Here is a 24,780-nt window from a genome sequence, read left to right on the forward strand (position 1 = left end):
CGAGGTCAGGACGTCAGGACCTTCTGCTTGGCCTGCTGGAACTCCGCCTCGCTGATCTCGCCCCTGCTCTTGAGCTCGGAGAGCTTGGCCAACTCGTCCGCATCGCTGGTGCCCGCACTTCCGGCGGTTTCCCGGATGTACGCGTCGGCCGACTCCTTCTGTGCCCTGGCGTGCTGCTGTTCGCGCTTGCCCATGTCACGTCCCCGGGCAATCAGGTACACGAAGATACCGAGGAACGGCAGGATGATCACGAAGAAGGTCCATCCCGTCTTCGCCCAGCCACTCAGCGAGTCGTCGCGGAAGATATCGCCGATGACGCGGAACAGCAGGATGATCCACAGGATCCACAGGAAGATCCACATCATCGTCCAGAACGCGCCCAGGAGTGGATAGTCGTACGCCAGGAACTGGTTGCTGCTCATCGTTGTCCTCCTGCCTCCGCCGTGCCTCGCGGCGCGACAGTCTTTTTGACTCGCGGCCGACACGATCCGGGCGCTGCCGACTACGGGCGCGACCGCGACGAGTGTTCCCCCCCCACCTTTTCCGGGGACGCCGATCTCACCGGCCGCTCCGACATTGAGGAGGTAGGAAGCGGGTGCGGCGTCGAGCGCCACGAGCGCGGCGATGCGTCATCTGGACGAGGGTCTCGAACACCGGCGCGTCGCCTGCGGCGAGCGCACCGAAGGTCTCTTAAGGGTCCGGTTCTCGGTCATGGGTGGTTCTCCCATGGTCGGCCATGAGCCACCTCCTGGACGGAGCGTCCCAGTGAGGCACCTGCCCCGTTCCGGGCCCTGTCCCACGGTTCCACACTCTGCACCGGCGGGCATCTCGGCCACCGCTTCGAGGCTCTCTGTGAAAGCCTCGATCAGGCAGCACCGAGTCAGCGGCCTGGGCGCGGACGCCCCGGCTGATCTGGGGTCCGAGCAGGAACGGAACAGAGAACCGGCGTTGCTGTCAGACTCTTTGACAGTCCGTCATCTGGGCCGTCAGGGCGTGCGGGTCAGCTGTCGTCGTCCAGCAGCCGGCGCAGCTCGACCTCAAGCCATTGGCTCTCGTGCCGCCACGCGTCCAGGACGGTCACCAGTTGGCGGCTCAAGGCGTCGGCGGTCAGCGAGCGCCACCGGCAGCGAGTTAGGAATTCGACGAGTATTCCGATCCGCTCGTCGTACCGTGCCGCCAGTGCCCCGTCGGCCGCTCCGTGCCCGTCAATCGCGGCGAGTGCGCGACGGCTGACCATTTCGGGGGTGAACCTCCGCCAGGCGTATGGGCTCAGCGACTCGTCGACTGCACGCACGCGCACGTCGTCCAAGGCAGCCTCCCGCACCATCCGAACCCTCCACAGATTCCCCGGCGGATCCCGCCGCGCGTGATGGGCGACCGCCGTATCGGCTGCCGGTCGACGGCAGCACCCTCGCACGGATGATGACGGAGCGCCCTCAGATCACCAAGGAGCGGACCTCAACCGCCCGCACAGCATCACCGCCGATGTGGAGATCCCCGCCGACGGAGTCGAAGGCGTACTCATCAGCCAGGGCACGAGCGCCGACGGCTGGAGCTTCCCCATCAACGACGGCAAACTGACATACGTCCACAACTACGTCCGACGAGCCCTCTACACGGTCTCCTCGACGGACCCGGTGCCACTCACCGTTCCGGTTCACCGGAACGCTCCACAGCGTGACCATCGACCTGTCGGGCGAGCTCATCACCGACGCGGAGAGCGAGATGCGCATGCACCTGGCCCGCCAGTGAGCGCAGGTTGTGCGTTTGCTCCACGGTGCGCGCAACCGCGAGGGCTGACATCCGCGGCGGCAAACTCCGGCATCCTCGGCGCGTTCACGGTCCATTCCCAGCGGTCGCGCTGGGGGAGGATCTTGGCGCCACCACTCCGCAGTGCGCGGTCGCCCCGATGCCTGCATCCACCCACATGCATGCGCAACTTACATACTTTCGTGTCGTTTGGAGCCGTTTTGCATGTCCACTGCGGTGCGGTCCTGCTTCGCTCACCGAGGTGCCACCCGGCGCCGGACGAAGCAGAAGCGGAGTAGACATGGCAGGCCTGCCCAACGGGCGTTACCGGATCGCGTTCACCAATGAGCAGTTCCTCACCGCGGTGGAGCCGGGGCCAGGAGCACCCCTGGTGCTCCTGCCTCCGGGATCCGGCCTCTCGGAGGAATGGGAGGTGCGGGGCAACGGCAACGGCACCCACACCGTCCGCATCCCTGACGTTGACGCGTACGTGAGTTTCGACGGCGAGCCCGACATGCACGAGCCGGCCCTGGTCCTTCCGGAGTCCCGTGAGTGGCGCCTCATCCCCGGCATGAAGCCCGGCACCTACTTCATCGGCGTGACGGACGCCCCCATGCGACTGGGGCTGAGCCTGTTGAGGATCTTCCCGCCCCGTGTCGCGCTGGCCCCCGAGTACGGAGACCCCTACCAGGCCTGGACCTTCCAGCCCGTCGACTACTAGGGTCTTTCCTTTGGATCAGGCCGGATGAGCGTGCGCGCCAGGGCACGCGAGCCGGGCACGATCCAAACGGGAGGCCCCAGAGCCGCGGCGGTGCCGCCAGCCGCACGACGGCGAGCTCCTGCGCGCGGACTGTTCATGGACCGGCCACTGCCCATCGACCACTCGCAAGGCTGTGACCTGCGCAGACGTCCGGGACCCAAGGGGCCTCCGGAGTCGTGTACGCAGGTTCGAATCCTGCCCGGGGGCACTTCATCCGGATCAGCGTGATCAACTCGCTGACCTGCGGAAGTGCCAGACTTCAAGAGCCGGACCCAGTCCCACTGGGTCCGGCTCTTTGTCGTTGTCACGCACTGTGAAGCCGAGACTTCGTAGTGGCCACTCTCAGCCTCCTGGGTTTGCGGTACTGCACTGCTACGCCGCCACGGGGACGTGGTCCCGACCCGGATCGCAGGCCAACACCCTGGCTATCATCCGCTCATGGACACGCCTGGCCAGATGCTGGATCTCGGCCGTTTCACCGTCAAGGCGAAACGGTGGCTCGTCGGTGCGGCGATCGGAATATGGCTACTGCTCCTGTTCGTGGTGATCCCCGAGACATGGAAACTCCTCGACCGCGCCGAAATGCTCGGCGCGGCAGCCATCAGCGGCACGCCTTCCGCGTCGGCCGGAGACGCGGCGTACACGAAGCTCTATACGGCGGCCTATCTCGGTTCAATCTCACCCGCGATCGTCTCCGTGGTGGTTTACCTGCTGTGGCGCACACGTCATGCGCTGGAGGAACGCGTCCCCACACTCCTGCTCCTTTCTCTCGTGGGCTTGGCGACCTGCCAGGCGGCGTCCGTGACGGCTGCGTGGGGCGACCAGTACACCGGGGCCGCGATCTACGAGGAACTGGAGAGCGCCGGTATCAGTCTGTGGGGGCGTGACGCCATAGAGCGCGGGTGGTACGTGGGATATGCGGCGTTGGTCGCGGGCGCGGCGGTGCTGTCGTTCTCTTTCTCCCGACAGCCTCGGCACCAGATGTCGTGGGTCCTGGGCCTGATGCCGTTCGCCGTAGGCGTTCCGTGGATGCTTCTTGCAGGCCCGTACCTCTGAGCGTAGCCACCCAATGCCGGCAATCCCGCCGGGCATGTGTTCGACGCCTCCGGTGTGGTGGTCAGGCTGCGACTGCGGTGGTCTCGTATTCCGCTGAGGCCGCGGTGTGAGTCATGGCCGGCGGAGTTCCATGGCGATGGCGTCACGGAGCAGCTCGTGGGCGCGTTGGAGTGGTGTGGTCCCGCTCAGCCATCGTTCGCCGAGGCCCTCGACGAGGGCGGTGAGGCGTTCGGCCGCGGCACTCGGGGCGATCTCGGGGCCGGCCAGACCGGCGGCCTGGGCCTGGCGCACCAGGTGCGCCAGGTCCTCAATCCATTCTCTGGTCGAGGCGGCGAGCTGTTCCCGCAGGTCGGGGTCGAAGACCGCGGTGGCGCGGAACTCGCCCCAGGCCGCACTGTTCTCCCTGACTTGGGGGGTGTCCTGCAGTTCCAGGAGCAGCATTTCGGTGAGTTGAGTTCGCGGATCGTCGGAGGGGTCCAGGGCTGCGTCGGTGTAGCGCACGGCGCGTTGGTTGATGAACTCCAGCGTGCGGCGCAGCAGCCCGGCGCGGTCCTTGAAGTGGTAGTAGATCAGTGCGGTCGAGACGCCGGCCTCTGCGGAAATTTCCTCGACGCGCAGCCCGCGCACGCCGTGTCGGGCGATCAGTCGGGCTGCGGCTTCGAGGATCTGGGTAGACCTGTCCGGCATCAAGTGCTCCCAACTGCCTGAAGGATAAACATGTGGCTCGGGTCTGATCATGCCCTACTATCGGGCTGACCAAATTTTCAGTCAGGGGGTTGGATCGTGCGAATGTCCAGACGTCAGACCCTGCAGGCAGGGGCCCTCGCCGCCGTCGGCGTGGCGCTGAGTGCGTGCAGAGCCCAGGACGGCAGTCGGCCCGCGCAGGGCAGAGGAAATGCTGCTCCCGTGGGGGCGACGCCGGCCGGTGGATGGCGGATGCCCGACGAGGCGCACCCTCACGAGCTGACCTACATGTCATGGCCCACCCGGCAGATCTGGAAGTCGGACATCTACGGCGTGCGTGAGGACGTCGCGCGGATCGCGCGGACGATTGCCGAGTTCGAGCCGGTGGTCCTCCTGGCCAATGCCCAGGATGTGAAGGCAGCTCGGAAGGCCTGCGGCTCCGGGGTGGAGGTCGTACCGATTCCGGTGGACGACCTGTGGATGCGCGACATCGGGCCGACTTTCGTGCTCGGACCCGATGGCATCGCCGGAGTCGACCTCAACTTCAACGGCTGGGGTAACAAGCAGATCCGCGGCCGCGACAGTCGGGTCGCACAGGCAATCCTGGACGACGAGCACATCACCAGGATCAAGGCGCCGATCATCGGCGAGGGCGGCGCTGTCGAGGTCGACGGGAAGGGCACCCTGTTGGCGACCGAGAGTTCTCTGGTCAACGGGAATCGCAATCCCGGCACATCACGCGACGACATCGAGCAGGTGCTCAAGGCCCTGTTCGGCATCACCACGGTGATCTGGGTGGACGGCGTCAGGGGCGAGGACATCACGGACTACCACATCGATGCGCTGGCGCGGTTTTCCGAACCTGGCGTCGTGGTCATGAGCACACCGGACGAGGAGGCCCCCCGGGACGTCTGGACCGGCGCCTACGACCAGGCGCGGAAGGTCCTGGACAGGGCCGTGGATGCCCGGGGCAAACGGCTCGAAGTCGTCGAGCTGCCCGAACCGGTCGACATCGGCCGCCGCGGGGACGGATTCCTGGCGTGCTACGTGAACTACTACGTGGTCAACGGTGCGGTCATCATGCCCGGCTTCGGCGACAAGAAGGCCGACAGTCATGCCGCGTCCATCGTGCGCGATTTGTACCCGGGGCGGAAGGTCGTGCAACTGCCCGTCGACACCCTCGGCGAGGGCGGGGGCGGCATCCACTGCTCCACCCAGCAACTCCCCAGGACCACCTGAAGATATCGCGGGCTGCACATCCATAGCCTCGTGACGCAGACCCTGTTGCTACGGGGAAGTCCAGGAGGCGGTAGAGGGGCGGACTCAGCGCCGTAACAGGCACTGGGCCTCAAACGGTGACCGCCTTTGGCGCCTTCAACGGCCGACTGTCCGCCGGACCGTGGTGAGCCTCGTAAAATGCCGTCAGCAGGGTGTCCAGGTCATTCGTCACAGAACGATCTTGGACACCCTGTCTGTGTGCCCAACCACCACCCCAGACACAGGACTTGACCGTCCCGGAATGAGTTCACCCCGACTCCCACTCACGGCAGCTGGTGACCTCATCGCACCGTCAACTCGAACCGTCCGAAGGATCTCCCTTGACCATCCCCGCCCCACCCGACCAGCCCAATCCCGCAGACCACAAGCCGGCCGGCCAGGACCCCTGGGGTCCGCCCCCGTCCGGGCCGGCCCTTGCGCACTTTCCGCCGCACCCGATGCTGCCCGCCCCAGTGGCCCCCGTGAGCAACGGCATGGGCATCACCGCCCTTGTGCTCGGCATCACCGGTGTGGTCCTCGGCCTGGTGATCTTCCTGTTCTGGATGTCCTGGCTGCCGGCGCTGCTGGCCGTAGTCTTCGGCTTCATCGGTCTGAGCCAGGTACGCAAAGGGCTGGCGAACAACAGGGCCATGGCTCTGACCGGCGCCATCCTGGGCATAGTGGGTCTGCTGATCGCCGTCGGCGGCGGCGTGTTCGCCGTCACCATGGTCAAGCGCTCCGCCGACGACACCCGCGCGAAGGCCGACGAAGCGAAGGCCTCGGCCTCGTCGGCGGAGAAGGACAGGCACCTGTCCTTCGGCGAGACATACACGTACGAGAACGGCCTGAAGGTCACGGTCGCCGCGCCGCAGCCCTTCACGCCCGATGAATACGCGTACGGTCACGCCAAAGGCAACAAGGCGGTCCAGGTCACGGTCACCGTCATCAACACCAGCACCTCGCGGGTCTCGGTCAAGACGGGGCTTCCCGACGTCAACGACGCCAACGGGGCCTCCGCCGAGCTGGTGATCGATGGAAGCGGGCGACAGAAGGTCATCACCGGATACCTCCTGCCCGGCAAGGAAGCTGTCGGGAAGTACGCCTTCTCCCTCCCGCCCGACGCGGCCGGCAGGATCGAGGTGGAGTTCAGCCCCGATGCGATGCGATGGAACGACGCCTACTGGAGCGGCCCCACCAGCTGATGAAGCCGCCGGTCCGCGTTGACGGCGTGGTTCATCGGGTGGGTGCGGGGCAGTTGGCCGAGCGGGTGCCGCGAAAAAGGCGTGGTGTCCCGGCACCCCACTCCCGTACGCTCTGGATCGCAAGCAGGTACCTACGCACAGACACGGAAAGCAGGAGGTGGATTTCGATGATTGCCGTCATGCAGGGCACTGCCCTCTCTCAGGACTTCATCAACACCCCTGCGGTCTCCGGCTGACAGCCACTCGACGTCTGCGCGCTCAGTGCGCTGCCGGGGCCGCCCTTCGAAGGGTTCCCCCTTGTCTTTCTCTTCTTTTCAGGCGCCTTCGCACCCTCTCGCCCCGTACGGCTGGGATGAGGGCTGGGAAGCCGAATTCGCCCCGTACGAGGCGCAGGGCCTGCTGCTCGGCCGTGTCGTTCGTGTCGACCGCGGTCAGTGTGACGTGGTCACCCCAGTTGGCACTGTGCGTGCCGACACCGAGTTCGTCGTGCCCCGTGATCCGATGAAGGTCGTGTGCACGGGGGACTGGGTTGCCGTCGACCCCGAAGGCGGCGATCCGCGGTACGTACGGACGCTGCTGCCGCGCCGTACGGCCTTTGTGCGCTCGACCTCGTCCAAGCGTTCCGAGGGACAGGTACTCGCCACCAACATCGATCACGTCGTCATCTGTGTGTCGCTCGCGGTCGAACTCGACCTCGGGCGGATCGAGCGGTTCCTCGCCCTCGCGATGTCCAGCTCAAGCGGCGATGCGCTGCTCCATGAGTCGGCACCCTCCTGGGAGAGCGGCGCGCAGCCGCTCGTCGTGCTCACCAAGTCCGACCTGGTGCCGGACGCGACCGGTCTTTCGTACCTCGTCCAGGACGTGGAGACGACCGCGCCCGGAGTGCAGGTGCTGCCCGTCAGTTCGGCGACCGGTGAGGGCGTCGATGTGCTCTCGGCGGTCGTGTCGGGTGGGACGAGCGTGCTGCTCGGGACCTCCGGCGCGGGTAAGTCGACCCTCGCCAACGCGCTGCTGGGCGAGGACGTGATGGAGGTGCAGGCCATCCGTGAGATCGACGGCAAGGGCCGGCACACCACCACGACCCGCAACCTTCTCGTTCTGCCGGGTGGGGGAGTGCTCATCGACACCCCGGGGCTGCGCGGTGTCGGGCTCTGGGACGCGGAGGCCGGCGTCGGCCAGGTCTTCTCGGAGATCGAGGAGCTCGCGGAGGAGTGCCGCTTCCACGACTGCGCGCACGAGTCGGAGCCGGGCTGCGCGGTGCTCGCCGCGATCGAGGACGGGTCGCTGGCGGAGCGGCGGCTGGAGAGCTACCGGAAACTGCTGCGGGAGAACCGGCGCATCGTCGCGAAGACGGATGCGCGGCTGCGGACGGAGATCCTGCGGGACTGGAAGCAGAAGGGGCGGAGGGCGGGCGGCGATGCGGGCGAAGCGGGCGGGTGCGGTGAAGCGGGGCTTGGGGCGGGTGACGCCCGGGGGCGGGGTTCTTGTCGGGGCTCCGCCCCGCGCCCGCCCCTCAATCGCCGGCGGGGCTGAAATGGGCGCCGCCCGGGCTCAATGTCTACTCCAGGCCCCAGCTGTGGATCTTCTTCGGGTGGATGCGGATCAGCTCCTCGCTGAAGTGCGGGCCCAGCTCGTGCGGGCCCGTCAGCAGTTCCGCCTCGCCGCGGATGTCCACGCCCCGTACCTTCCACGGGCGGTAGCTCACGATGTCGTCGATCACCAGCGCCACCTTCGGATTAGCCTGCAGGTTGCGCCATTTCTTCGTCGTGCCCAGGGCGTAGCCGCCGACCAGGATCGTCCCGTCGTCCTGCGGGAAGAAGCCGACAGGGTTCGCCTGCGGCTGGCCCTTCGGGTCGACGGTCGCCAGTCGTCCCAGGCGCTGGGACCTGAGGTACGCGCGCTCGGCCTCGTTGAATTCGGTCATGAACGCAGCCTCACACGCGTACCTCCGCTTCCGCATCGGGTGCTGGACCGAAACCGGTCCCAGGCCCTGTCCGGTCGATCAGGCGGGCAGACCCCACGCCGGGGCCGGCGCGTTCGCCACGACTGGGCGGATCCGCAGGTCCGGGCGGTCGCCCCGCGCCGTGATCAGGGCCGACTCGCCCTTCCGCAGACGTACCCAGCGGACCCGGCCCCCCTCCCGTACCGCACTGAGCAGAAACGCCCCCTGTGTACGGAAGTTGTGGACGACCAGGTCGGCCCACGCGGCCGGCACCGCCGGGAAGACACTGACCGTCCCGCCCCACGACTGGCAGAGCATGTCGTGCAGCGACTGGGCCGCCGAGAGCGTGGCGTGAAGGGGCTCATCGCTCGGGAGGTCAGGGCGCGCCGTCAGCCCCAGAACACCGCGCCCAGCCACGCCCCCACGACCAGCAGGCACCCGAAGAGCTCCACCAGCACACTCGTCCCCACCGCCCGCATCACCGCCCTGGTCGAGGTCACCGCCGGGCCGTGCCCGCCGAGCCGGTGCCGTTCGGAACCGTAGATCCCCCCGATGAATCCGGGTATCGCGCCCAGCACGGGCAGCAGGAAGAAGCCGACCAGTGCCCCCGCACCCGCGAACACCGCCATCCGCCGGGTGACCCCCACCCCTCGCACCCGGCGTGGCGGCAGCAGCCACACCACGGCCTGGTTGACCAGCAGCACCACGGTCGAGCCCACCAGCAGCACCCAGGCCAGCCCCGACTGCACATGCATCGACCACCACAGCATCGCGGCCCAGACCAGCCACGGCCCCGGCACGCCGGGCAGCAGCACCCCGACCAGGCCCAGCAGCATCACCAGGCCGACCATCAGGAGCTGCCATGCGCCCATCTGCCCAGCGTGCAGGATCCTGATCATTCCCGCAGGTCGCGAGCCACCCAGCCCTTCGCGTACGCATGCCAGCCGAGCTGCAGCCGGGTCGTCACACCGGTCAGCTCCATCAGCCCCTTCACCCTGCGCTGAACCGTCCGCAGCCCCAGATCCAGCTGCTTGGCCACGCTCGCGTCCGTCATCCCGGCGAGCAGCAGCGAAAGGATCTCCAGATCCGTCGCGTCGGGACCCGGTGCCGCCTCCTCGGAGATCCCGCCCGCGCCGAGCCGCAGGGGCAGAGCCTCCCGCCACACCGCCTCGAACAGGCCCATCAGCGACTCCAGCAGCCCGCTCGCATGGACCACGAGGGCCGCCGGCTCCGCGCCCCGGCCCGTCAGCGGCACCATCGCGAGGGTGCGGTCGGCGACGACGAGCTTGGTCGGCACCCGGTCCACCACCCGTACCTCCTCGTTGCGGCCCAGCGCCGCGCTCAGCTCGGCTATCCCGGCGGGCAGCGAGAACACCGAGCGCTCGACCACCACGCGGTAGGCGACCCCGCGCGTCGCCGCCTTCTCCTCCGCCTCGTTGTCCGTCCCGGTGACCACGACCGGATTGCCGGTGACCAGGGCGCAGACCTCCTCCGTCGCGCCCAGCTGCAGCTGTACGAAACGGTGCGCGACCGCGCTTGCGCCCGTCACCACCTCCACCAGATCGTGCACGGCCGGCTCGGCGGCGTCCGCCCGGTACTCCTCCGCCAGCAGCGCGGCAGCCAGCTCCGCCTGATCCAGCTCGTGCCGCTGCTGGGTCAGCAGCGCGCCCAGCGCCACACCGGGCGGCGCCGCCACCCAGCGTCCGGTGCGGGCCGAGGACTGCGCGGCGAGACCTTGCTGCTCCAGCCGCCGCAGCGCGCGCTCCGTATCCGTCTCCGGCAGCGCGAGACGGTGCGCGAGATCCGTGACCTCCGCCGCCCCCAGCGCGACGAGCGCGCGGTACGCCGACTCCTGGCGCTCATCGAGACCTATTGCTCCCAGCACCTGACCCCACCCCTCCCCGGACGTGCACGTCTTCGGCCGCAGTGGCGGAAAAAGGCCACGGCGTATTACCGCCTCGTACATCATCCCTGCACCACCCGTACCTCTGCCAATGTGGCGCCACTGCAGAACCAACAACCTCCGGCGACAGCCCATTTCGCGCCTTTTTGTTGCCTTCTGGCGGTCCGGTTTCGGCTGAGCCGGATACGGCTGAGATGGGTTCAGATGGGGAGAGCGATGCGCCCGGCAACGCGTACGGCACTGGGGACGGCGACCGCCGGCCGGCAGCGACGCGCGGCGGGCAAGCCGGTCGCCCTGAAGACCGAACTGACGGACGCCAACGGCAATTCCGTCACCCAGCTCGTGGCCGGCGCATACGCCGTGCGCTGACCACGAAACAGTCCGCCGGGCGTCCTTCCCGTGGGGGGTTGGGCCGCCCGGCGGACCACTTGCTTCATTTTTCTTTTCGGGATGCCCCGTTTTCGCACGGCCCGCGCGGTGGACAATAAGGGCATGAGTCAGCAGGGGGAGAGGCCCGCCACCGAGGACGAATGGTGGAACCGGCTGTACGAGGAGTCCGCGCCGGACACGGGTCCCGCGGCGAGCGCGGGCGACACACTGGACGACCACTTCGACTCCGCGACGGATGCGGTGGCCGCCGGGAATCCGCCGGAGCCGCCGGACCCGGGACGCCCACGGGCCTGGTGGGAGAGGCACCCCACGGCCGCCACCGAGCGGGCCACCCCGGCCCGCCCACCGACCCCGCCACGCCGGAGCGCACGGTGGGAACCACCGCCCGAGCCGCCCCGCCCCGAGGGGCCGCCCGCGCAAGTACCGGTCCCGGACGGGCACTTCGACGACGCGCCTGGCGCTGCCGCGCCGGAACCCCCTCCGGTACCGGGTGCGGCGCCGGTCGCCGCACCCGAAACCGGGCCGGTACCGCCCCTCGCCGCCGCGGAGCCGCCGCCCGCGCCCGTACCGCCTCAAGTCCCCACCGAACCACCGCCCCCGATCCCTCGCCCCCACGTCGCGTACGTCGGCGGCGGGCCGCCCACCTATGACGCCGAGCCCACCGCGCTGCCCGTCGCCCAGCCGCACGAGCTGGACGCGCTCATCGCCGACACCGTGCTCGACGGGGCCCGCTACGGGACGTACACGCTGCGCGCGGCCTCCGTGCGCGGGGACTCCGCCCGCTACCGGGGCGAGCCGCGCCGCGACGCGCTGCTCACCGCGCGCTTCGGCAACGGCGAGGCCGCGCTCGTCCTGGTCGCCGTGGCCAGCGGCGCCCGGGCCGCGGAAGGCGCGCATCTGGCCGCCGCCGACGCCTGCCGCTGGATCGGCGGGGCCGTCGGCCGCAGCCACGCCCGGCTCTCCGAGGACATAAGGGCGGGCCGCCGGGGCGACCTCAAATCAGGACTGCACCGGCTCACCGACCGCAGCTTCGGCAAACTGCGGGCCCACGCCGCCGAGCTCGACGTGGAGCCGGAGGAGTACACCGCGAACCTCCGGTGCCTGCTGCTCTCCGCCGACCCCGACTGCCGCACCCGCGTGTTCTTCGGTGTCGGCGGCGGCGGTCTCTTCCGCCTCCGCGACGGCGCCTGGCAGGACATCGACCCGCTGGTCCCCGAGCCCGCGGCCGTCACCGGCGCCCCTGTCGTCGGCTTCGGCTCCCCGAATTCCGAGACCCCCGAGGGCGACCGGCTCACCATGGACCTGGGGATCGCGACGGCCCCCTCGCCGTACATCGAGGCCCCGCCCCCGCCACCGGCCGAACCATTCCGCTTCCGCGCCTCCGTGGCCCGCCCCGGCGACACCCTGCTGCTGTGCAGCAGCGGCCTGGCCGAGCCGCTGCGGGGTGAGGCCGCGCTCGCCGAAGAGCTCGCCGAGCGCTGGGCCACCGCCGAGCCCCCCGGCCTGGCCGCGTTCCTCGCCGACACCCAGCTGCGGGTGAAGGGATACGCCGACGACCGTACGGCTGTCGCGGTCTGGGAGGCGTAACCGCGCCCGCCGCGAGCAGGATCGTGCTGGGCGGGGGCGTGGGCCGCATGGTTCAGATGGCCCGATCCAATCTGCGGAATGTGCCGAGGCCGTGAAGTCCCGGACTTTGTCCGGTTGATGAATGGACATGAGTGGCATGGCCCGCGTGGGGCATGCATCTCGTGAACACGTTCGAGGGAAGGATCGTTCCGGGGATTCGGGAGAAGGGTTCGTTTCGACGTGCGGGTGGGGATGATGACTGGGCGTCAGGGAGGGGTCGGGCCTGCCGCGAGCGGGCACGGCCGGAATCCTGGGGCGGCGGGAGACCCGGGGAGCCGGCTGCTCCGCCGATTAGAGTGCGGGGACCTTACGGCCGTTCCGGAGGTACGGCGTGCGCTGCGGGAGCTGCTGCGGCACTGGGGAGAACCGGATCGTGCGCATGTGGCCGAACTGCTCGCGAGCGAGCTGGTGACCAATGCGCTGATCCATACAGATCATGGAGCGGTGGTCACCGCCACCGTCGCCGCTTCCACACTCCGCGTGGAGGTGGGGGACTTTGTCGCCGGACTGCCCGTGCCGCGCGTACCGACCGCCGACCTCGGTGCGAACGGCAGAGGGCTCGTCCTGGTGCAGAGCCTCGCGGACGCCTGGGGCGTACGGACGCAAGGCGTGGGCAAGGTGGTCTGGTTCGAGCTGTACGAAGGGCCGGCCTGACAGTCGCAGACCGGCCCTCGGTGTCTACTCGGCCTCGGTGTTTACTCGGCCGGGCTCACCGGCGCTCACCCGAATTGCTGCTCGAGATCCTTGAGCTTCCGCTCCAGGGAGTCGAGACGCGGCAGCGCCAGGGTGTCGTCCTCGGTGGTGAGATCCACGGTGCGCATCTCGGCGCCGGCGCTTCCGTTCACGGCCTGAAGGGAGGGCCATGGCCGAAGCGGCAGTTGTCCCGGTTCTGCTATGGCAGGCTCCGCGGCGGACCCGACAGCCCCGACCGCCGGCGCGGTGCCCGCTGCGGAATGGACGGAGCCGACCGAAGCGGCGGAAGCGGCCGAACCGAGAGCCGGCAGCTCCGCCCGGCGCTCACCGTGCCCGCGCCCCCAGGCCCGGTGCTGCCGGTTGAGCGCCCTGATCTGTGCCCGCTCCAGCTTCTCGCGGCCCCGCCTGCGGAGTCGGTTCTGCTGCTGCTCGCGCCGGTCCTCGCGTACCTCGTCGACCGCCTCGTCCAGGGTGCGTACGCCCTCGAGGAGCATCAGCGACCAGGCGCCGAAGGTCTCCCGGGGCGCCCTCAGCCACCGTACGATCCGGATCTGCGGCAGCGGGCGGGGCACCAGGCCCTGCTCGCGCAGCGCGGCCCTGCGGGTCTGCTTCAGCGCACGGTCGAACAGGACCGCCGCCGAGAGCGACATACCCGCGAAGAACTGCGGGGCGCCCGCGTGTTCCATCCCCCGTGGCGCGTGTACCCAGTTGAACCAGGCGGCCGCGCCCGCGAACGTCCACACCAGCAGCCGCGAGCCGAGGGCCGCGTCACCGTGGCTGGCCTCGCGCACCGCGAGCACCGAGCAGAACATGGCCGCGCCGTCGAGGCCGAAGGGGACCAGATACTCCCAGCCTCCGGAGAGGTTGAGGTTCTGCTGGCCGAAGCCGACCAGGCCGTGGAAGGAGAGGGCCGCGGCAACCGCCGCGCAGCAGAAGAGGAGTACGTACGAGGCCGTACCGTAGACGGCCTCCTTGCGCCTGCGGCGCTCCTCGCTGCGTTCCCAGGAATCGTCGGGCGCGGCCTTGCCATTCGTGCGCTTGCCGCGCGCGACCACCACCGCCGCCAGGACTCCCACGAGCAGCACGCCGCCGGGAAGCAGCCAGTCCAGCGATATGTCGGTCAGTCTCATGTGCGGTGTCCCTTGCATCGCGGTACGGCGTTCGGCCGCCATATTGGCCGAAGTCCCAGTGCGCCCAGGGGGTTTCGGGGCAAGAGAACGCCAACGGGACCGCATGGCATACAGATAGGTGCGATCTGGTCGAACTCCTGTATGTGCACGGGGGGTTGAGTTCGATTTACGTCACCGGGGCGGGTGGCGTGAGACCGGGCGCGCGGGCGATCAGGTGCTCGGCTGAAGCTTCCCCGCGCGGTCGGCGTCGCACGTACGCGGACAGGTGACGCAGGTGTCCTCGGGCCGCAGCGTGTAGAAGAGGCAGCAGCTCGCCCGGTCACGGGTCGGCAGCAGCTCGCCGTTCGGTCCCGTGAGCTCACGGAAACCGGCCGCCCCGACGTACGGCCTGGTGGCGCCCGGCAACAGCTGCTCCAGCTCCGCTACGGCCCGCTGCTCCTCGCCGAGAAGATGTGCGATGTACCACAGGCCCTCGACGATCTCGTCGGTCGCCATGCCCCACAGAGCGCGCTTCCCGCGCCGCATCCGCGGCCCGAAGCCGTCCAGGACGGGCTCGATGTGCTCGGCGACGGCGGCGCGCACCCCGGCGCGCAGCGCCTCCTCGTCCGCCACGACACGGGCACCCGGCAGCTGGGCGGCCGGGTCGTCCGGCAGGCAGGCGAATTCCCGCACCCGTACCGTCATCCGGCCCAGCGTGCGCTGGAAGGCGACGTCCTCGACGGGTACCCGTGGCACCCGGCGGTGCAGAAACCACGGCACCGTGATCAGCAGACAGGCGGGCCACGCGTAGCGGTGCAGACCGAAGCCGGCGATCACATCGGGGCGGGCCTGCTGCCCGTAGTCCCGCAGGACCTGTGCGTTGTCCCAGGCGAGGAAGGCATCGAGGGCATCTCCGCCGGCCGCGAGCTCGCCCGCGCCCACCCAGCCACCGCCGACCGGCGCCTGTTCGGCGTCCGTCAGCTCCCGTACGCGCAGCCCGGGGAAGACCTCGGCCAGGCGCGTGTACGCGTCCTCGACGGGCGAGGCGAGAGCGGGCTGCAGAGCGGGAACGGTCATGCAGGGGACCACCGAATCGCGATCGTTGGCAGGTTAGCCTTACCTTACCCGACGCGATCGATGTTTACCGTATCCTCTGGTGGGATACGCCCGGACCCCCCAAGCAGCCCGGGCCGCCTGTCGTGCACTGGGGCCGTGTGTACACGTGCCGGGCCCGGCACCTGGCCGGAGGAGGACCCGAGTGGAGCAGGCCCGAGCGCGCGATACCGCAGCGCCGCAGCCGTACGCGTCCGCGCACGTCCTCGGGCAGGCGGGTCCTCGACAGCCCGGCGCACAGGCCCGCGTACCGGAGCAGGCGCGCGGCGAGCACACCCACAGCGAGCCCCCCGCCCCCCGCACAGTGCAGCGCCACTCGGTCCGCGGCCAGATCCTCGAAGCCCTGCGGACCGCGCTCGTCGACGGCGAGCTGACCCCCGGCAAGGTCTACTCCGCCCCCGTGCTCGGCGAGCGCTTCGGCGTCTCGGCGACCCCCGTACGCGAGGCGATGCAGCAACTGGCGGTCGAGGGCGCGGTCGAGGTCGTCCCGAACCGAGGCTTCCGCGTATCCGAACGCACTCCCTGCGAGCTCGCCGAGCTGGCTGAGGTCCGCGCCCTGATCGAAGTCCCCGTCATGCTGCGCCTGGCCCGTACGATCCCGGCCGCCCGCTGGTGCGCGCTGCGCCCGCTGGCCGAGGCGACGGCAGCGGCGGCAGCGGTCGGCGACCGCGCGAGCTACGCGGAGACGGACCGCGCCTTCCACCGCGCCGTGCTGGCACTGGCCGGCAACCAGCAACTGGTGATGGTCGCCGACGACCTCCACCGCCGCTCCCAGTGGCCCCTGACGGGCGCCCCGGTCATCCGCAGGGCGGACCTGGTCGCGGACGCGGCCGAGCACATGGCGCTGCTGGAGGCGCTGACCGCGCAGGACCTGCCGGTGGTGCAGTCGCTGGTACGGGAGCACTTCACCGGCGCGGAGGGCTGACGGTCCTGCGCGGTCCGGGAGTTGGATCCGCATGATCCGGAGCTCGACCGTACGCGCGGAGTTCGCGCGCGGCCCCAACCCGCCGCTGACCTCCGGCCACGGCTGCATTAATCCGTGCGGCCGTGCGGACGCGTAGCCGGATCAGGAGGGCGCCTCGAGGCCCGTCAGCAGTGAGGCGATGTCCAGCCCGGTCAGCAGGTACTGCTCGAAGGCGGCATTGTGCAGGGCGTACGAGGAGCGCCGGCGCCGGACCAGGTCTATCGCCCCCGGGCCGTCATGGCCGAGCTCGATCAACGTCTGGGCCACCACCAGGCCCGATCTGTTGTAGCCCGAGTAGCAGCGCACGAGCGCGGTGCGGCCCGCGCGTATCGCCTCGGCGGCGATGACGGCCAGCAGGCGGACCCGGTCGATCTGCGGGGAGGTCAGCCAGTCGTCGGGGATGGGGGCGATATGGTGCTCGACCCCTTCGGGCGGGCCGTGGCCGTCGCGCGTGAACAGGCTGATCACCAGGTCGAATTCGCGGTCCACGACGGCGTTCCGGTGGCGGTTCCGGTCGTCCTCCCAGACGTGGCCGCCCATCCAGAGGCCGGTCGTGATCTCGTCCCAGGGCGATCGGGGATCAGGGATGTGGTGGTCCGTGCGACGTGCCTTCACTGGCCCTCCCTACCGCGGGGACGTCAACTCTAAGCGGCCCCGGGGAAGTCCGGGCGGCGTCGCGGGCCGATGGCTGTCGCCTGGCTGCGTTGTCGTCAGTCGCCGACGCTCCGCGTGGACTCCTTCCTCCGCCTTGCCAGACTCGGCCCTCGACCCTCCCCCGTAGCCCTGCGGGCACGGGAGGTACCCCCACCTTCACCCACCCGGACTTCCCCGACACCGCTTAGGCCCTGTCCGTCCGGTCGTACGACAGGCCACTTCGCCCGGCCCGGAGGGGCGCCTGGCCAGGCCTCAACCCCTGGACGACGCCTTGACGATCACGAGCTTGGGTCGCCGGCCGAGCTGGAGAGGGCGGCAGCCGCCCCGGGCGACGTCGCTACCTGACCGATCGGCCCCGCGCGCCGCTCATGCCGCGGGCTCGGGCTGGGCCGGCACGGTGGAGGCAGCCGGGGCCAGTTGAGCCGCCAGCCAGACCGGTACGCCGCCCAGCAGACGGAACAGCCGTCCCGCCTCCGCCCGCAGCCGGCTCGCCTCCGGTTCCGGCTCGCAGTCGGCGAGCGCGGCCAGCACCGGCGCCGTACCGATCAGATAGCCGAGCTCCTCGCGGATCCGCAACGACTCGGAGAAGCCGTGCCGGGCCTCCACCAACTCCCCCTCGCGCAGGGCGAGTCCGGCCAGGTGGTGCCAGGTGAAGGAGAGCAGCAGGCTGTCGCCCTGTGCGGCGGCACCGGCGTGGGCCCGCTGGTACGCGGCGCCGGCCGCCTCCGGCGAGTCGGCGATGTGCTCGGCGACAAGGCCGCGCCGGAAGTCGAGCAGGGGGCGTCCGGGCGAGGTGGGGGCGAGGAGTGCCGCCGCCCTGCCGAGCGCGGAGCGGGCCTCGTCGGCGCGGTCGCGAACGCCGAGGCGGGTCGCCGCGTACGCGAGTCGGCCGCGCTCGCAGGCCGCGCCGCCGCGCTCGTCGTCGTCGCGGGCGACGGCCTCCGCCGTACGCAGCGCGTCCTCGGCGTCCGCCCAGCCGTCGCCGCTGAACAGACAGCGCTCGACGAGGAGTCCGGCCCGCTCCAGCGCGGCGGCGGGATCCGCCGCATGGGGTTCGAGCAGAGCCGCTGCATCGGTCCAACAGCCGCGCGAGCGCAGCCGCCATACCGCGGTCTGGAGGGGATCGTCACCTGCAGTGGTTCCGGAACCAGACATGGCGGTATGCGCCACATTGCCCTCCCCGAGCACGCCATTGAGCTGTTGGGTCATGCGCATCTCAGCATGGATAGGTATGCCTGGCCAAGGGGTCAGGTGAATGAATTCACAATCGCTCAGGGGACGATGGGCTCACCGGTCATGTGGTTGCCGTGGGCCGGTGGCGTACTTACCCGGTCATGTGGTGGGCGTGGGCCGGGGGCGTTGGTGGTTGCTGTCCGTGGGTGGTTTCCTCCGGCGAACCCGGAACCCGCACCGCCCAAGACCGGGCACCCCAGCGCGCCGGTCTTGCCGAAGCCCGGTCCGGGGCCGTGCAGGGTCGGCCCCGCACTCACCCGGTCTTGTGGCGGGCGTGGGCCGGGGGCGTTGGTGGTTGCTGTCCGGGGGGTGGTTTCCACCGGCGAACCGGAGGGCGATTGGCGGCAATCACGGGGTGAGCGATACATGTTCCTGTATGCCGCCGACGCCGAGGAGTCGAGCCCGGAGGGGCCCCGGAACCCGCGCCGGACAGGACCCCGCACCCGTGCATACCGAACAAGTACCCGCGCCCCCGCCGGAGGCGAGCCGCGTCAGCTCATCCTCAGCGCCAGGAAGAAGTCCAGCTTGTCCTCCAGGCGCGACAGGTCGCGGCTCGTCAGTTGTTCGATCCTGCCCACCCTGTACCGCAGTGTGTTCACATGCAGGTGCAGCCGCGTCGCACACCGCGTCCATGAGCCGTCGCAGTCCAGGAACGCCTCCAGCGTCGGGATCAGCTCGGCGCGGTGGCGGCGGTCGTAGTCGCGCAGCGGGTCCAGCAGTCGCGCCGTGAACGCCCGCCGCACATCGTCCGGTACGAACGGCAGCAGCAGCACGTGCGAGGCCAGCTCGTGGTGGCCGGCCGCGCAGACGCGGCCCGGGCGGGCCGCTGCCACCCGGCGGGCGTGGCGGGCCTCCTCCAGGGCGCCGCGCAGGCCCTCCGCCGAGCTCACCGCCGCGCTGACGCCGAGCGTCAGCCGGCCGTCGTCGGCGAGACCGGCCGAGAGCGGCTCGCGCACCGACAGGAGCAGCGCGTCCGCGTGCAGCCCGGCGTCGAAGGAGCCGGCCTCGGGGGCGTCCGGATCGACGTCCACGGCGGGCAGCGGGACCAGCGCGATCGCCTCGTCGCCCCCGTGGGCGACGGCGATCCGGTCGGCGGAGTCGGGGCCGGCCGCGGCAGGGTCGACAAGGATCTCCTCCAGCAGCGACTGGGCGACCGGCCCGGCCTCGACGGCCGTATCGGAAGTACCGGAAGTGCCCGGGATGCCCGCCGCCCCCGCCGCACCCGAAACCGCATCGCCCCACTCCACCCGTGCCACCACCACCTGCCAGTGCGGCGCCGCCCCCAGCCCCGGCAGCAGCACCGGCGCGGCCACCCGCAGCCTCGCCGCGATCTCCGCCGGTGCCGCGCCCGTCTGGACCAGCTCCAGGACCTCCTGGGCGAGCCGTCGCCGTACCGTACGAGCCGCCTCGCGCCGGTCGCGTTCGACGGAGATCAGCTGCGTCACGCCCTGCAGCAGATCCAGCCGCGCCGCCGGCCAGTCGCTCGCGTCCGCCTCGACCGCCAGCAGCCAGTCCGACAGGACGGTCTCGCGTACGTCCCTGGACGCGGCGGGCGCGGCGCCGCGCCCGGTGTTACGGATCGGGAAGAGGGAGTACGTCACTCCGCCCACCGTCGCCCGGTGCGGTCCGCGGCGCCCGGTGCGGGTGGCGGCCAGATGCTCACCCGCGAGCGTGGCGCTCACCGCGCCCGGCAGCGGGTCACCCGCGCCCGCGATCTGGCGGCCGGTGGGGGAGAGCACCCAGGCCCGGAGGTCGAGGTCGGAGCCGAGAAGATCGAGGACCACCTCCGGCCCGCCGCCCGTCGGACCGGAGGTCATCAGCCTCCTGTGCCTGTCGACGACAGCCGCGAGATCCCCCGCCCGTTCCCCGGAAACCTGGCGCACCACGTACTCGGTGATGGTTGCGAATGCAACGGACTCGTTGACTGCGAACAAGGGCAGCCGATGGCGCAAACAGGCCTCGACGAGATCGCCGGGAATGTCCCCCAGCTCGGCCTCGCCCGCCGCCAGACCGGCGACTTGCGCGCTCGCGAGAATACGGACGAACGGCTCGGAGTCGGCGGCCGTGTGCCGCCAGGCGAGCCCGGTCAGTACCAGTTCGCCGCCCGAGAGATATCGGCTCGGGTCCCGCAGGTCGGTGGTCATCACGCCACGTACGCCGCGGTCGAGTTCGTCGTCGCCGCCGAGCAGCCGCAGCCCCAGCGCCTCGGTTTCCAGCAGTGCGCGCAGCCGCATCTCGTCGCCGCCGATCTGTCTCGTTGTTGCCGGTGACCTGTGGCCACGGTTTCCAGGGGAAAACGGTGAGGTTGCTCAGCCTCGCCTTTCGTTCGAATCTACAAGACAAGAGAGGCGACCAGCCAACTCCTTCATGGTTTCGGTGACTGCACCCAGGCGGAGCACGGCTTGTGTACTTGGGCCACACCGCGTTAACAGCACATGAATAAGTGCATGAACAAGTAGTCGAGGGCCACGCGTCCCGGGCCCGCTGTGACGAACGACCACGATGAAGAAGAAGAGAGCCACTCATGGACTTCCTTCGCCCCGCCAGCTGGGAGGAGGCGCTCGCCGCCAAGGCCGAGCACCCCACCGCTGTCCCTATTGCGGGTGGCACCGATGTGATGGTCGAGATCAACTTCGACCACCGCCGGCCGGAGTACCTCCTGGACCTGAACCGCATCGGCGAGCTGCGCGAGTGGGAGGTCGGCGAGGAGACGGTCCGACTGGGCGCCTCCGTCTCGTACACGCAGATCATGGACCACCTCCGGGCCGAGCTGCCCGGTCTGGCCCTCGCGTCGCACACGGTCGCATCCCCGCAGATCCGCAACCGCGGCGGCGTCGGCGGCAACCTCGGCACCGCGTCCCCCGCAGGTGACGCCCACCCGGCCCTGCTCGCCGCGGGCGCCGAGGTCGAGGTCGAGTCCGTACGCGGCAGCCGCCTCATCCCGATCGACGAGTTCTACACGGGCGTGAAGCGCAACGCGCTCGCGGCCGACGAGCTGATCCGCGCCGTCCACATCAGCAAGGCCGACGGACCGCAGCAATACTCGAAGGTGGGCACTCGCAACGCGATGGTCATCGCGGTCTGCGCCTTCGGGCTGGCCCTGCACCCGCAGACCCGCACGGTGCGCACCGGCATCGGCTCCGCCGCCCCGACTCCGGTCCGGGCGAAGGCGGCCGAGGAGTTCTTGAACGCCGCGCTCGAAGAGGGCGGCTTCTGGGACAGCAAGGAGATCATCACGCCGTCGATCGCCAGGCAGTTCGCGGAGCTCGCATCCGGCGGCTGCAACCCGATCGACGACGTACGCGGCACCGCGAGCTACCGCCGCCACGCGGTCGGCATCATGGCCCGCCGGACCCTCGGCTGGACCTGGGAGGCCTTCCGGGGCAACGAGAGGAGCGCACAGTGCGCGTGAACTTCACGGTCAACGGTCGTCAGCAGGAAGCGGACGACGTGTGGGAGGGCGAGAGCCTTCTCTACGTACTGCGTGAGCGCATGGGCCTGCCGGGCTCCAAGAACGCGTGCGAGCAGGGCGAGTGCGGCTCCTGCACGGTCCGCCTGGACGGCGTCCTGGTCTGCTCCTGCCTCGTTGCCGCAGGTCAGGTCGAGGGCCGCGAGGTCGTCACCGTAGAGGGCCTGGCGGACTACGCCAAGCAGCGCGCCGAGCACGGCGGCTGCGCCACCGGCGCCTGCGGCACCACCCTGGACCAGGCCAAGCAGTGGGAGGCCCGGCCCTCCGATGGCCGGACCGGTGAGCAGAGCGAGCTCTCCCCGATCCAGCAGGCGTTCATCGACGCCGGCGCCGTGCAGTGCGGTTTCTGCACCCCCGGTCTGCTGGTCGCCGCCGACGAGCTGCTCGAGCGCAACGCCGAGCCGTCCGACGCGGACATCCGCGAGGCGCTCTCCGGCAACCTCTGCCGCTGCACCGGTTACGAGAAGATCCTCGACGCGGTCCGCCTCGCGGCCGCCCGTCAGGAAGAGGCGGTCTGAGAATCATGGCGCTGCATCCACGGGTCGCCGCCGCTCCGGCAGGCACCCCCACGAACATCTCCCAGGGTTCGAAGACCAAGGGCGGCATCGGAGAGTCGACGCTGCGCCCCGACGGCACCCTCAAGGTCACCGGTGAGTTCGCGTACTCCTCGGACATGTGGCACGAGGACATGCTCTGGGGCCACACGCTCCGCTCCACCGTCGCCCACGCCGAGATCAAGTCGATCGACATCGGCGAGGCAGTGGCGATGCCCGGCGTCTACGCCGTACTGACCTACGACGACCTCCCCACCGAGGTGAAGAACTACGGCCTGGAGATCCAGGACACCCCGGTTCTCGCCCACGGCAGGGTCCGCCACCACGGTGAGCCGGTGGCCCTGGTCGCCGCGGACCACCCGGAGACCGCGCGTCGCGCCGCCGCCAAGATCAAGATCGAGTACGTCGAGCTGCCCGTCATCACCGACGAGGCCTCGGCCACCGCGCCCGGCGCGATCCTGATCCACGAGGGCCGCGACGACCACCACATCGGTCATGTCCCGCACCCGAACATCGTGCACCGCCAGCCGATCATCCGCGGCGACGCGGACGAGGCCGCCGGGCGCGCCGATGTGATCGTCAAGGGCGAGTACACCTTCGGTATGCAGGACCAGGCCTTCCTCGGCCCGGAGTCCGGCCTCGCGGTCCCCTCCGAGGACGGTGGCGTCGAGCTGTACGTGGCCACCCAGTGGCTGCACTCCGACCTCCGCCAGATCGCCCCCGTCCTCGGCCTGCCCGAGGACAAGGTCCGGATGACGCTCTCCGGCGTCGGCGGTGCGTTCGGCGGCCGCGAGGACCTGTCGATGCAGATCCACGCCTGCCTGCTCGCCCTCCGTACCGGCAAGCCCGTCAAGATCGTCTACAACCGGTTCGAGTCCTTCTTCGGACACGTCCACCGGCACCCGGCGAAGCTCTACTACGAGCACGGCGCCACCAAGGACGGCAAGCTCACGCACATGAAGTGCAGGATCGTCCTGGACGGCGGGGCGTACGCCTCCGCCTCCCCGGCGGTCGTCGGCAACGCCGCCTCCCTCTCCGTCGGCCCGTACGTCATCGACGACGTCGACATCGAGGCGCTCGCGCTCTACTCGAACAACCCGCCCTGCGGTGCCATGCGCGGCTTCGGCGCGGTCCAGGCGTGCTTCGCCTACGAGGCACAGATGGACAAGGTCGCGGCGAAGCTGGGTATCGACCCGGTCGAGTTCCGCCAGCTGAACGCCATGGAGCAGGGCGCGCTGCTGCCGACCGGTCAGACGGTCGACTCCCCGGCGCCCGTCGCCGAGCTGCTGCGCCGTGTCAAGGCCAGGCCGCTGCCGCCCGAGCAGCAGTGGCTCGCCGCCGGCGAGGAGGCGGATGTCCGCGCCCTGCCGGGCGGTCTGTCCAACACCACGCACGGCGAGGGCGTCGTCCGCGGCGTCGGCTACGCGGTCGGCATCAAGAACGTCGGCTTCTCCGAAGGCTTCGACGACTACTCCACCGCGCGGGTGCGCATGGAGGTCGTCGGCGGCGAGCCGGTCGCGACCGTGCACACCGCGATGGCGGAGGTCGGCCAGGGCGGTGTCACCGTCCACGCGCAGATCGCCCGCACCGAGCTCGGCGTCACGCAGGTGACGATCCAGCCGGCCGACACGCAGGTCGGCTCGGCCGGCTCCACCTCCGCGTCCCGTCAGACGTACGTCACGGGCGGCGCGGTGAAGCACACCTGCGAGAACGTCCGCGAGAAGGTCCTGGAGATCGGCCGCCGCAAGTTCGGCTCGTACCACCCCGCTTGGGCGACCGCCGAGCTGCTGCTCGAAGGCGGCAAGGTCGTCACCGACGGCGGCGAGGTCCTCGCCGACCTGGTGGACGTGCTCGAGGATGAGGCGGTGGACCTGGAGCTCGAGTGGCGCCACCGTCCCACCGAGGCCTTCGATCTGCACACCGGCCAGGGCAACGGCCACGTCCAGTACTCGTTCGCCGCGCACCGCGCGGTCGTCGAGGTGGACACCGAGCTCGGCCTGGTCAAGGTCATCGAGCTGGCCTGCGCGCAGGACGTCGGCAAGGCGCTCAACCCGCTGTCCGTGGTCGGCCAGATCCAGGGTGGTACCACCCAGGGCCTGGGCGTCGCGGTCATGGAGGAGATCATCATCGACCCGAAGACCGCGAAGGTGCGCAACCCCTCCTTCACGGACTACCTGATCCCCACGATCCTCGACACGCCGACCATCCCCGTCGACGTACTCGAGCTGGCCGATGACCACGCGCCGTACGGACTGCGCGGCGTCGGCGAGGCCCCGACCCTCTCGTCAACCCCGGCCGTCCTCGCGGCGATCCGGAACGCGACGGGTCTGGAGCTGAACAGGACGCCGGTACGCCCCGAGCACCTCACCGGCACCTGATCCACGAACTCTCCGGGCGGTGAGCCGCGGCTCCGAGGAACGTC

At 70.2% G+C, this 24,780-nt stretch carries 24 protein-coding genes and 1 pseudogene; 12 read left to right on the plus strand and 13 right to left on the minus strand.

The annotated features are described in order from the left end of the window. Positions 1-5: 5 nt before the first annotated feature. The 3 genes from SLUN_RS31335 to SLUN_RS39640 form a co-directional block, all read right to left on the minus strand. Positions 6-422 (minus strand): SHOCT domain-containing protein, encoded by a 417-nt coding sequence (locus SLUN_RS31335; RefSeq protein ID WP_108153318.1) that lies wholly within the window; start codon positions 420-422, stop codon positions 6-8. A 578-nt stretch (positions 423-1,000) separates the two neighbouring features. Further along, complete coding sequence (locus SLUN_RS31340; protein ID WP_159100353.1) at positions 1,001-1,300, minus strand: hypothetical protein; 300 nt, start codon at positions 1,298-1,300, stop codon at positions 1,001-1,003. A 136-nt stretch (positions 1,301-1,436) separates the two neighbouring features. After that, on the minus strand, positions 1,437-1,733 hold the full coding sequence (locus SLUN_RS39640) for a hypothetical protein (RefSeq protein ID WP_159100354.1): 297 nt from the start codon (positions 1,731-1,733) through the stop codon (positions 1,437-1,439). Positions 1,734-2,050: 317 nt separating this feature from the next. On the opposite strand from SLUN_RS39640, the gene SLUN_RS31350 reads away from it, so the two are divergent. Continuing rightward, positions 2,051-2,470, plus strand: coding sequence for a ricin-type beta-trefoil lectin domain protein (locus tag SLUN_RS31350; RefSeq protein WP_108153320.1), 420 nt, complete (start codon positions 2,051-2,053; stop codon positions 2,468-2,470). Between the two features lie 477 nt (positions 2,471-2,947). Then, complete coding sequence (locus SLUN_RS31355; protein ID WP_108153321.1) at positions 2,948-3,565, plus strand: hypothetical protein; 618 nt, start codon at positions 2,948-2,950, stop codon at positions 3,563-3,565. Between the two features lie 111 nt (positions 3,566-3,676). On the opposite strand, the gene SLUN_RS31360 is transcribed toward SLUN_RS31355, so the two are convergent. Continuing rightward, the gene (locus SLUN_RS31360; protein ID WP_108153322.1) at positions 3,677-4,252 is read right to left on the minus strand and encodes a TetR/AcrR family transcriptional regulator; all 576 of its coding nucleotides are present in this window, start codon (positions 4,250-4,252) and stop codon (positions 3,677-3,679) included. Positions 4,253-4,471: 219 nt separating this feature from the next. Here SLUN_RS31360 and SLUN_RS31365 point away from each other — a divergent pair, with 219 nt between their 5' ends. The 3 genes and pseudogenes from SLUN_RS31365 to rsgA form a co-directional block, all read left to right on the plus strand. Continuing rightward, positions 4,472-5,488 (plus strand): agmatine deiminase family protein, encoded by a 1,017-nt coding sequence (locus SLUN_RS31365; RefSeq protein WP_257153825.1) that lies wholly within the window; start codon positions 4,472-4,474, stop codon positions 5,486-5,488. A gap of 500 nt (positions 5,489-5,988) precedes the next feature. Then, positions 5,989-6,708, plus strand: coding sequence for a DUF4190 domain-containing protein (locus SLUN_RS31370; RefSeq protein ID WP_257153826.1), 720 nt, complete (start codon positions 5,989-5,991; stop codon positions 6,706-6,708). A 297-nt stretch (positions 6,709-7,005) separates the two neighbouring features. Continuing rightward, positions 7,006-8,140 (plus strand): annotated as a pseudogene (gene rsgA / locus SLUN_RS31375) (ribosome small subunit-dependent GTPase A); the annotation flags it as partial. 126 nt (positions 8,141-8,266) lie between these two features. On the opposite strand, the gene SLUN_RS31380 reads toward rsgA, so the two are convergent. The 4 genes from SLUN_RS31380 to SLUN_RS31395 form a co-directional block, all read right to left on the minus strand. After that, complete coding sequence (locus SLUN_RS31380; protein WP_108153326.1) at positions 8,267-8,632, minus strand: PPOX class F420-dependent oxidoreductase; 366 nt, start codon at positions 8,630-8,632, stop codon at positions 8,267-8,269. A gap of 78 nt (positions 8,633-8,710) precedes the next feature. Continuing rightward, positions 8,711-9,067: a hypothetical protein gene (locus SLUN_RS31385; RefSeq protein ID WP_371413933.1), complete on the minus strand. Its 357-nt coding sequence runs from the start codon at positions 9,065-9,067 to the stop codon at positions 8,711-8,713. Continuing rightward, positions 9,040-9,522: a DUF456 domain-containing protein gene (locus SLUN_RS31390; protein ID WP_108153327.1), complete on the minus strand. Its 483-nt coding sequence runs from the start codon at positions 9,520-9,522 to the stop codon at positions 9,040-9,042. The genes SLUN_RS31385 and SLUN_RS31390 overlap by 28 nt, the downstream gene beginning before the upstream one ends. A gap of 23 nt (positions 9,523-9,545) precedes the next feature. Then, positions 9,546-10,535 (minus strand): helix-turn-helix transcriptional regulator, encoded by a 990-nt coding sequence (locus SLUN_RS31395; RefSeq protein ID WP_108153328.1) that lies wholly within the window; start codon positions 10,533-10,535, stop codon positions 9,546-9,548. Positions 10,536-10,769: 234 nt separating this feature from the next. Between SLUN_RS31395 and SLUN_RS39645 the strand changes: the two genes are divergently transcribed. The 3 genes from SLUN_RS39645 to SLUN_RS31405 all read left to right on the plus strand — a co-directional run bounded on the left by SLUN_RS39645 (position 10,770) and on the right by SLUN_RS31405 (position 13,223). Further along, positions 10,770-10,922, plus strand: coding sequence for a hypothetical protein (locus tag SLUN_RS39645; RefSeq protein WP_159100355.1), 153 nt, complete (start codon positions 10,770-10,772; stop codon positions 10,920-10,922). A gap of 123 nt (positions 10,923-11,045) precedes the next feature. After that, positions 11,046-12,530, plus strand: a complete 1,485-nt coding sequence (locus SLUN_RS31400; protein WP_108153329.1) for a protein phosphatase 2C domain-containing protein — start codon at positions 11,046-11,048, stop codon at positions 12,528-12,530. Positions 12,531-12,764: 234 nt separating this feature from the next. Next, entirely contained in the window at positions 12,765-13,223 is a 459-nt protein-coding gene (locus SLUN_RS31405; RefSeq protein ID WP_108155042.1) for an ATP-binding protein, read from the plus strand. A 65-nt stretch (positions 13,224-13,288) separates the two neighbouring features. On the opposite strand, the gene SLUN_RS31410 is transcribed toward SLUN_RS31405, so the two are convergent. Further along, positions 13,289-14,392: a DUF2637 domain-containing protein gene (locus SLUN_RS31410; protein WP_108153330.1), complete on the minus strand. Its 1,104-nt coding sequence runs from the start codon at positions 14,390-14,392 to the stop codon at positions 13,289-13,291. Between the two features lie 210 nt (positions 14,393-14,602). Further along, positions 14,603-15,448, minus strand: coding sequence for a (2Fe-2S)-binding protein (locus SLUN_RS31415; protein ID WP_108153331.1), 846 nt, complete (start codon positions 15,446-15,448; stop codon positions 14,603-14,605). A 181-nt stretch (positions 15,449-15,629) separates the two neighbouring features. Here SLUN_RS31415 and SLUN_RS31420 point away from each other — a divergent pair, with 181 nt between their 5' ends. Further along, on the plus strand, positions 15,630-16,409 hold the full coding sequence (locus tag SLUN_RS31420; RefSeq protein ID WP_108153332.1) for a GntR family transcriptional regulator: 780 nt from the start codon (positions 15,630-15,632) through the stop codon (positions 16,407-16,409). Positions 16,410-16,550: 141 nt separating this feature from the next. Here SLUN_RS31420 and SLUN_RS31425 read toward each other — a convergent pair whose 3' ends face one another. The 3 genes from SLUN_RS31425 to SLUN_RS31435 form a co-directional block, all read right to left on the minus strand. Further along, complete coding sequence (locus SLUN_RS31425; protein ID WP_108153333.1) at positions 16,551-17,063, minus strand: protein-tyrosine phosphatase family protein; 513 nt, start codon at positions 17,061-17,063, stop codon at positions 16,551-16,553. A 405-nt stretch (positions 17,064-17,468) separates the two neighbouring features. Then, positions 17,469-18,257 carry a hypothetical protein gene (locus tag SLUN_RS31430; protein ID WP_175314469.1) on the minus strand — a complete coding sequence of 263 codons (789 nt, stop codon included), beginning with the start codon at positions 18,255-18,257 and terminating at the stop codon, positions 17,469-17,471. A 569-nt stretch (positions 18,258-18,826) separates the two neighbouring features. Next, entirely contained in the window at positions 18,827-20,569 is a 1,743-nt protein-coding gene (locus SLUN_RS31435; protein ID WP_108153334.1) for a PucR family transcriptional regulator, read from the minus strand. Positions 20,570-20,859: 290 nt separating this feature from the next. Here SLUN_RS31435 and SLUN_RS31440 point away from each other — a divergent pair, with 290 nt between their 5' ends. The 3 genes from SLUN_RS31440 to SLUN_RS31450 are packed head-to-tail and all read left to right on the plus strand — an operon-like array spanning position 20,860 to position 24,736. Further along, positions 20,860-21,747: an FAD binding domain-containing protein gene (locus SLUN_RS31440; RefSeq protein WP_108153335.1), complete on the plus strand. Its 888-nt coding sequence runs from the start codon at positions 20,860-20,862 to the stop codon at positions 21,745-21,747. Continuing rightward, positions 21,738-22,322, plus strand: coding sequence for a (2Fe-2S)-binding protein (locus tag SLUN_RS31445; protein ID WP_108153336.1), 585 nt, complete (start codon positions 21,738-21,740; stop codon positions 22,320-22,322). Before SLUN_RS31440 ends, SLUN_RS31445 begins: the two co-directional genes overlap by 10 nt. A 5-nt stretch (positions 22,323-22,327) precedes the next feature. Further along, positions 22,328-24,736, plus strand: coding sequence for a xanthine dehydrogenase family protein molybdopterin-binding subunit (locus tag SLUN_RS31450; protein ID WP_108153337.1), 2,409 nt, complete (start codon positions 22,328-22,330; stop codon positions 24,734-24,736). The last annotated feature ends 44 nt before the right edge of the window (positions 24,737-24,780 follow it).

This window comes from Streptomyces lunaelactis (genome assembly GCF_003054555.1).
Taxonomy (GTDB): Bacteria; Actinomycetota; Actinomycetes; order Streptomycetales; family Streptomycetaceae; genus Streptomyces; species Streptomyces lunaelactis.

Excerpts from the sequence above, each read along its gene's own strand:
- SLUN_RS31335 (WP_108153318.1), bottom strand. The coding sequence starts at position 422 with ATGAGCAGCAACCAGTTCCTGGCGTACGACTATCCACTCCTGGGCGCG.
- SLUN_RS39640 (WP_159100354.1), bottom strand. The coding sequence starts at position 1,733 with ATGCGCATCTCGCTCTCCGCGTCGGTGATGAGCTCGCCCGACAGGTCG.
- SLUN_RS31350 (WP_108153320.1), top strand. The coding sequence starts at position 2,051 with ATGGCAGGCCTGCCCAACGGGCGTTACCGGATCGCGTTCACCAATGAG.
- SLUN_RS31355 (WP_108153321.1), top strand. The coding sequence starts at position 2,948 with ATGGACACGCCTGGCCAGATGCTGGATCTCGGCCGTTTCACCGTCAAG.
- SLUN_RS31360 (WP_108153322.1), bottom strand. The coding sequence starts at position 4,252 with ATGCCGGACAGGTCTACCCAGATCCTCGAAGCCGCAGCCCGACTGATC.
- SLUN_RS31380 (WP_108153326.1), bottom strand. The coding sequence starts at position 8,632 with ATGACCGAATTCAACGAGGCCGAGCGCGCGTACCTCAGGTCCCAGCGC.
- SLUN_RS31390 (WP_108153327.1), bottom strand. The coding sequence starts at position 9,522 with ATGGGCGCATGGCAGCTCCTGATGGTCGGCCTGGTGATGCTGCTGGGC.
- SLUN_RS39645 (WP_159100355.1), top strand. The coding sequence starts at position 10,770 with ATGCGCCCGGCAACGCGTACGGCACTGGGGACGGCGACCGCCGGCCGG.
- SLUN_RS31400 (WP_108153329.1), top strand. The coding sequence starts at position 11,046 with ATGAGTCAGCAGGGGGAGAGGCCCGCCACCGAGGACGAATGGTGGAAC.
- SLUN_RS31405 (WP_108155042.1), top strand. The coding sequence starts at position 12,765 with ATGACTGGGCGTCAGGGAGGGGTCGGGCCTGCCGCGAGCGGGCACGGC.
- SLUN_RS31410 (WP_108153330.1), bottom strand. The coding sequence starts at position 14,392 with ATGAGACTGACCGACATATCGCTGGACTGGCTGCTTCCCGGCGGCGTG.
- SLUN_RS31415 (WP_108153331.1), bottom strand. The coding sequence starts at position 15,448 with ATGACCGTTCCCGCTCTGCAGCCCGCTCTCGCCTCGCCCGTCGAGGAC.
- SLUN_RS31430 (WP_175314469.1), bottom strand. The coding sequence starts at position 18,257 with ATGTCTGGTTCCGGAACCACTGCAGGTGACGATCCCCTCCAGACCGCG.
- SLUN_RS31435 (WP_108153334.1), bottom strand. The coding sequence starts at position 20,569 with ATGCGGCTGCGCGCACTGCTGGAAACCGAGGCGCTGGGGCTGCGGCTG.
- SLUN_RS31440 (WP_108153335.1), top strand. The coding sequence starts at position 20,860 with ATGGACTTCCTTCGCCCCGCCAGCTGGGAGGAGGCGCTCGCCGCCAAG.
- SLUN_RS31450 (WP_108153337.1), top strand. The coding sequence starts at position 22,328 with ATGGCGCTGCATCCACGGGTCGCCGCCGCTCCGGCAGGCACCCCCACG.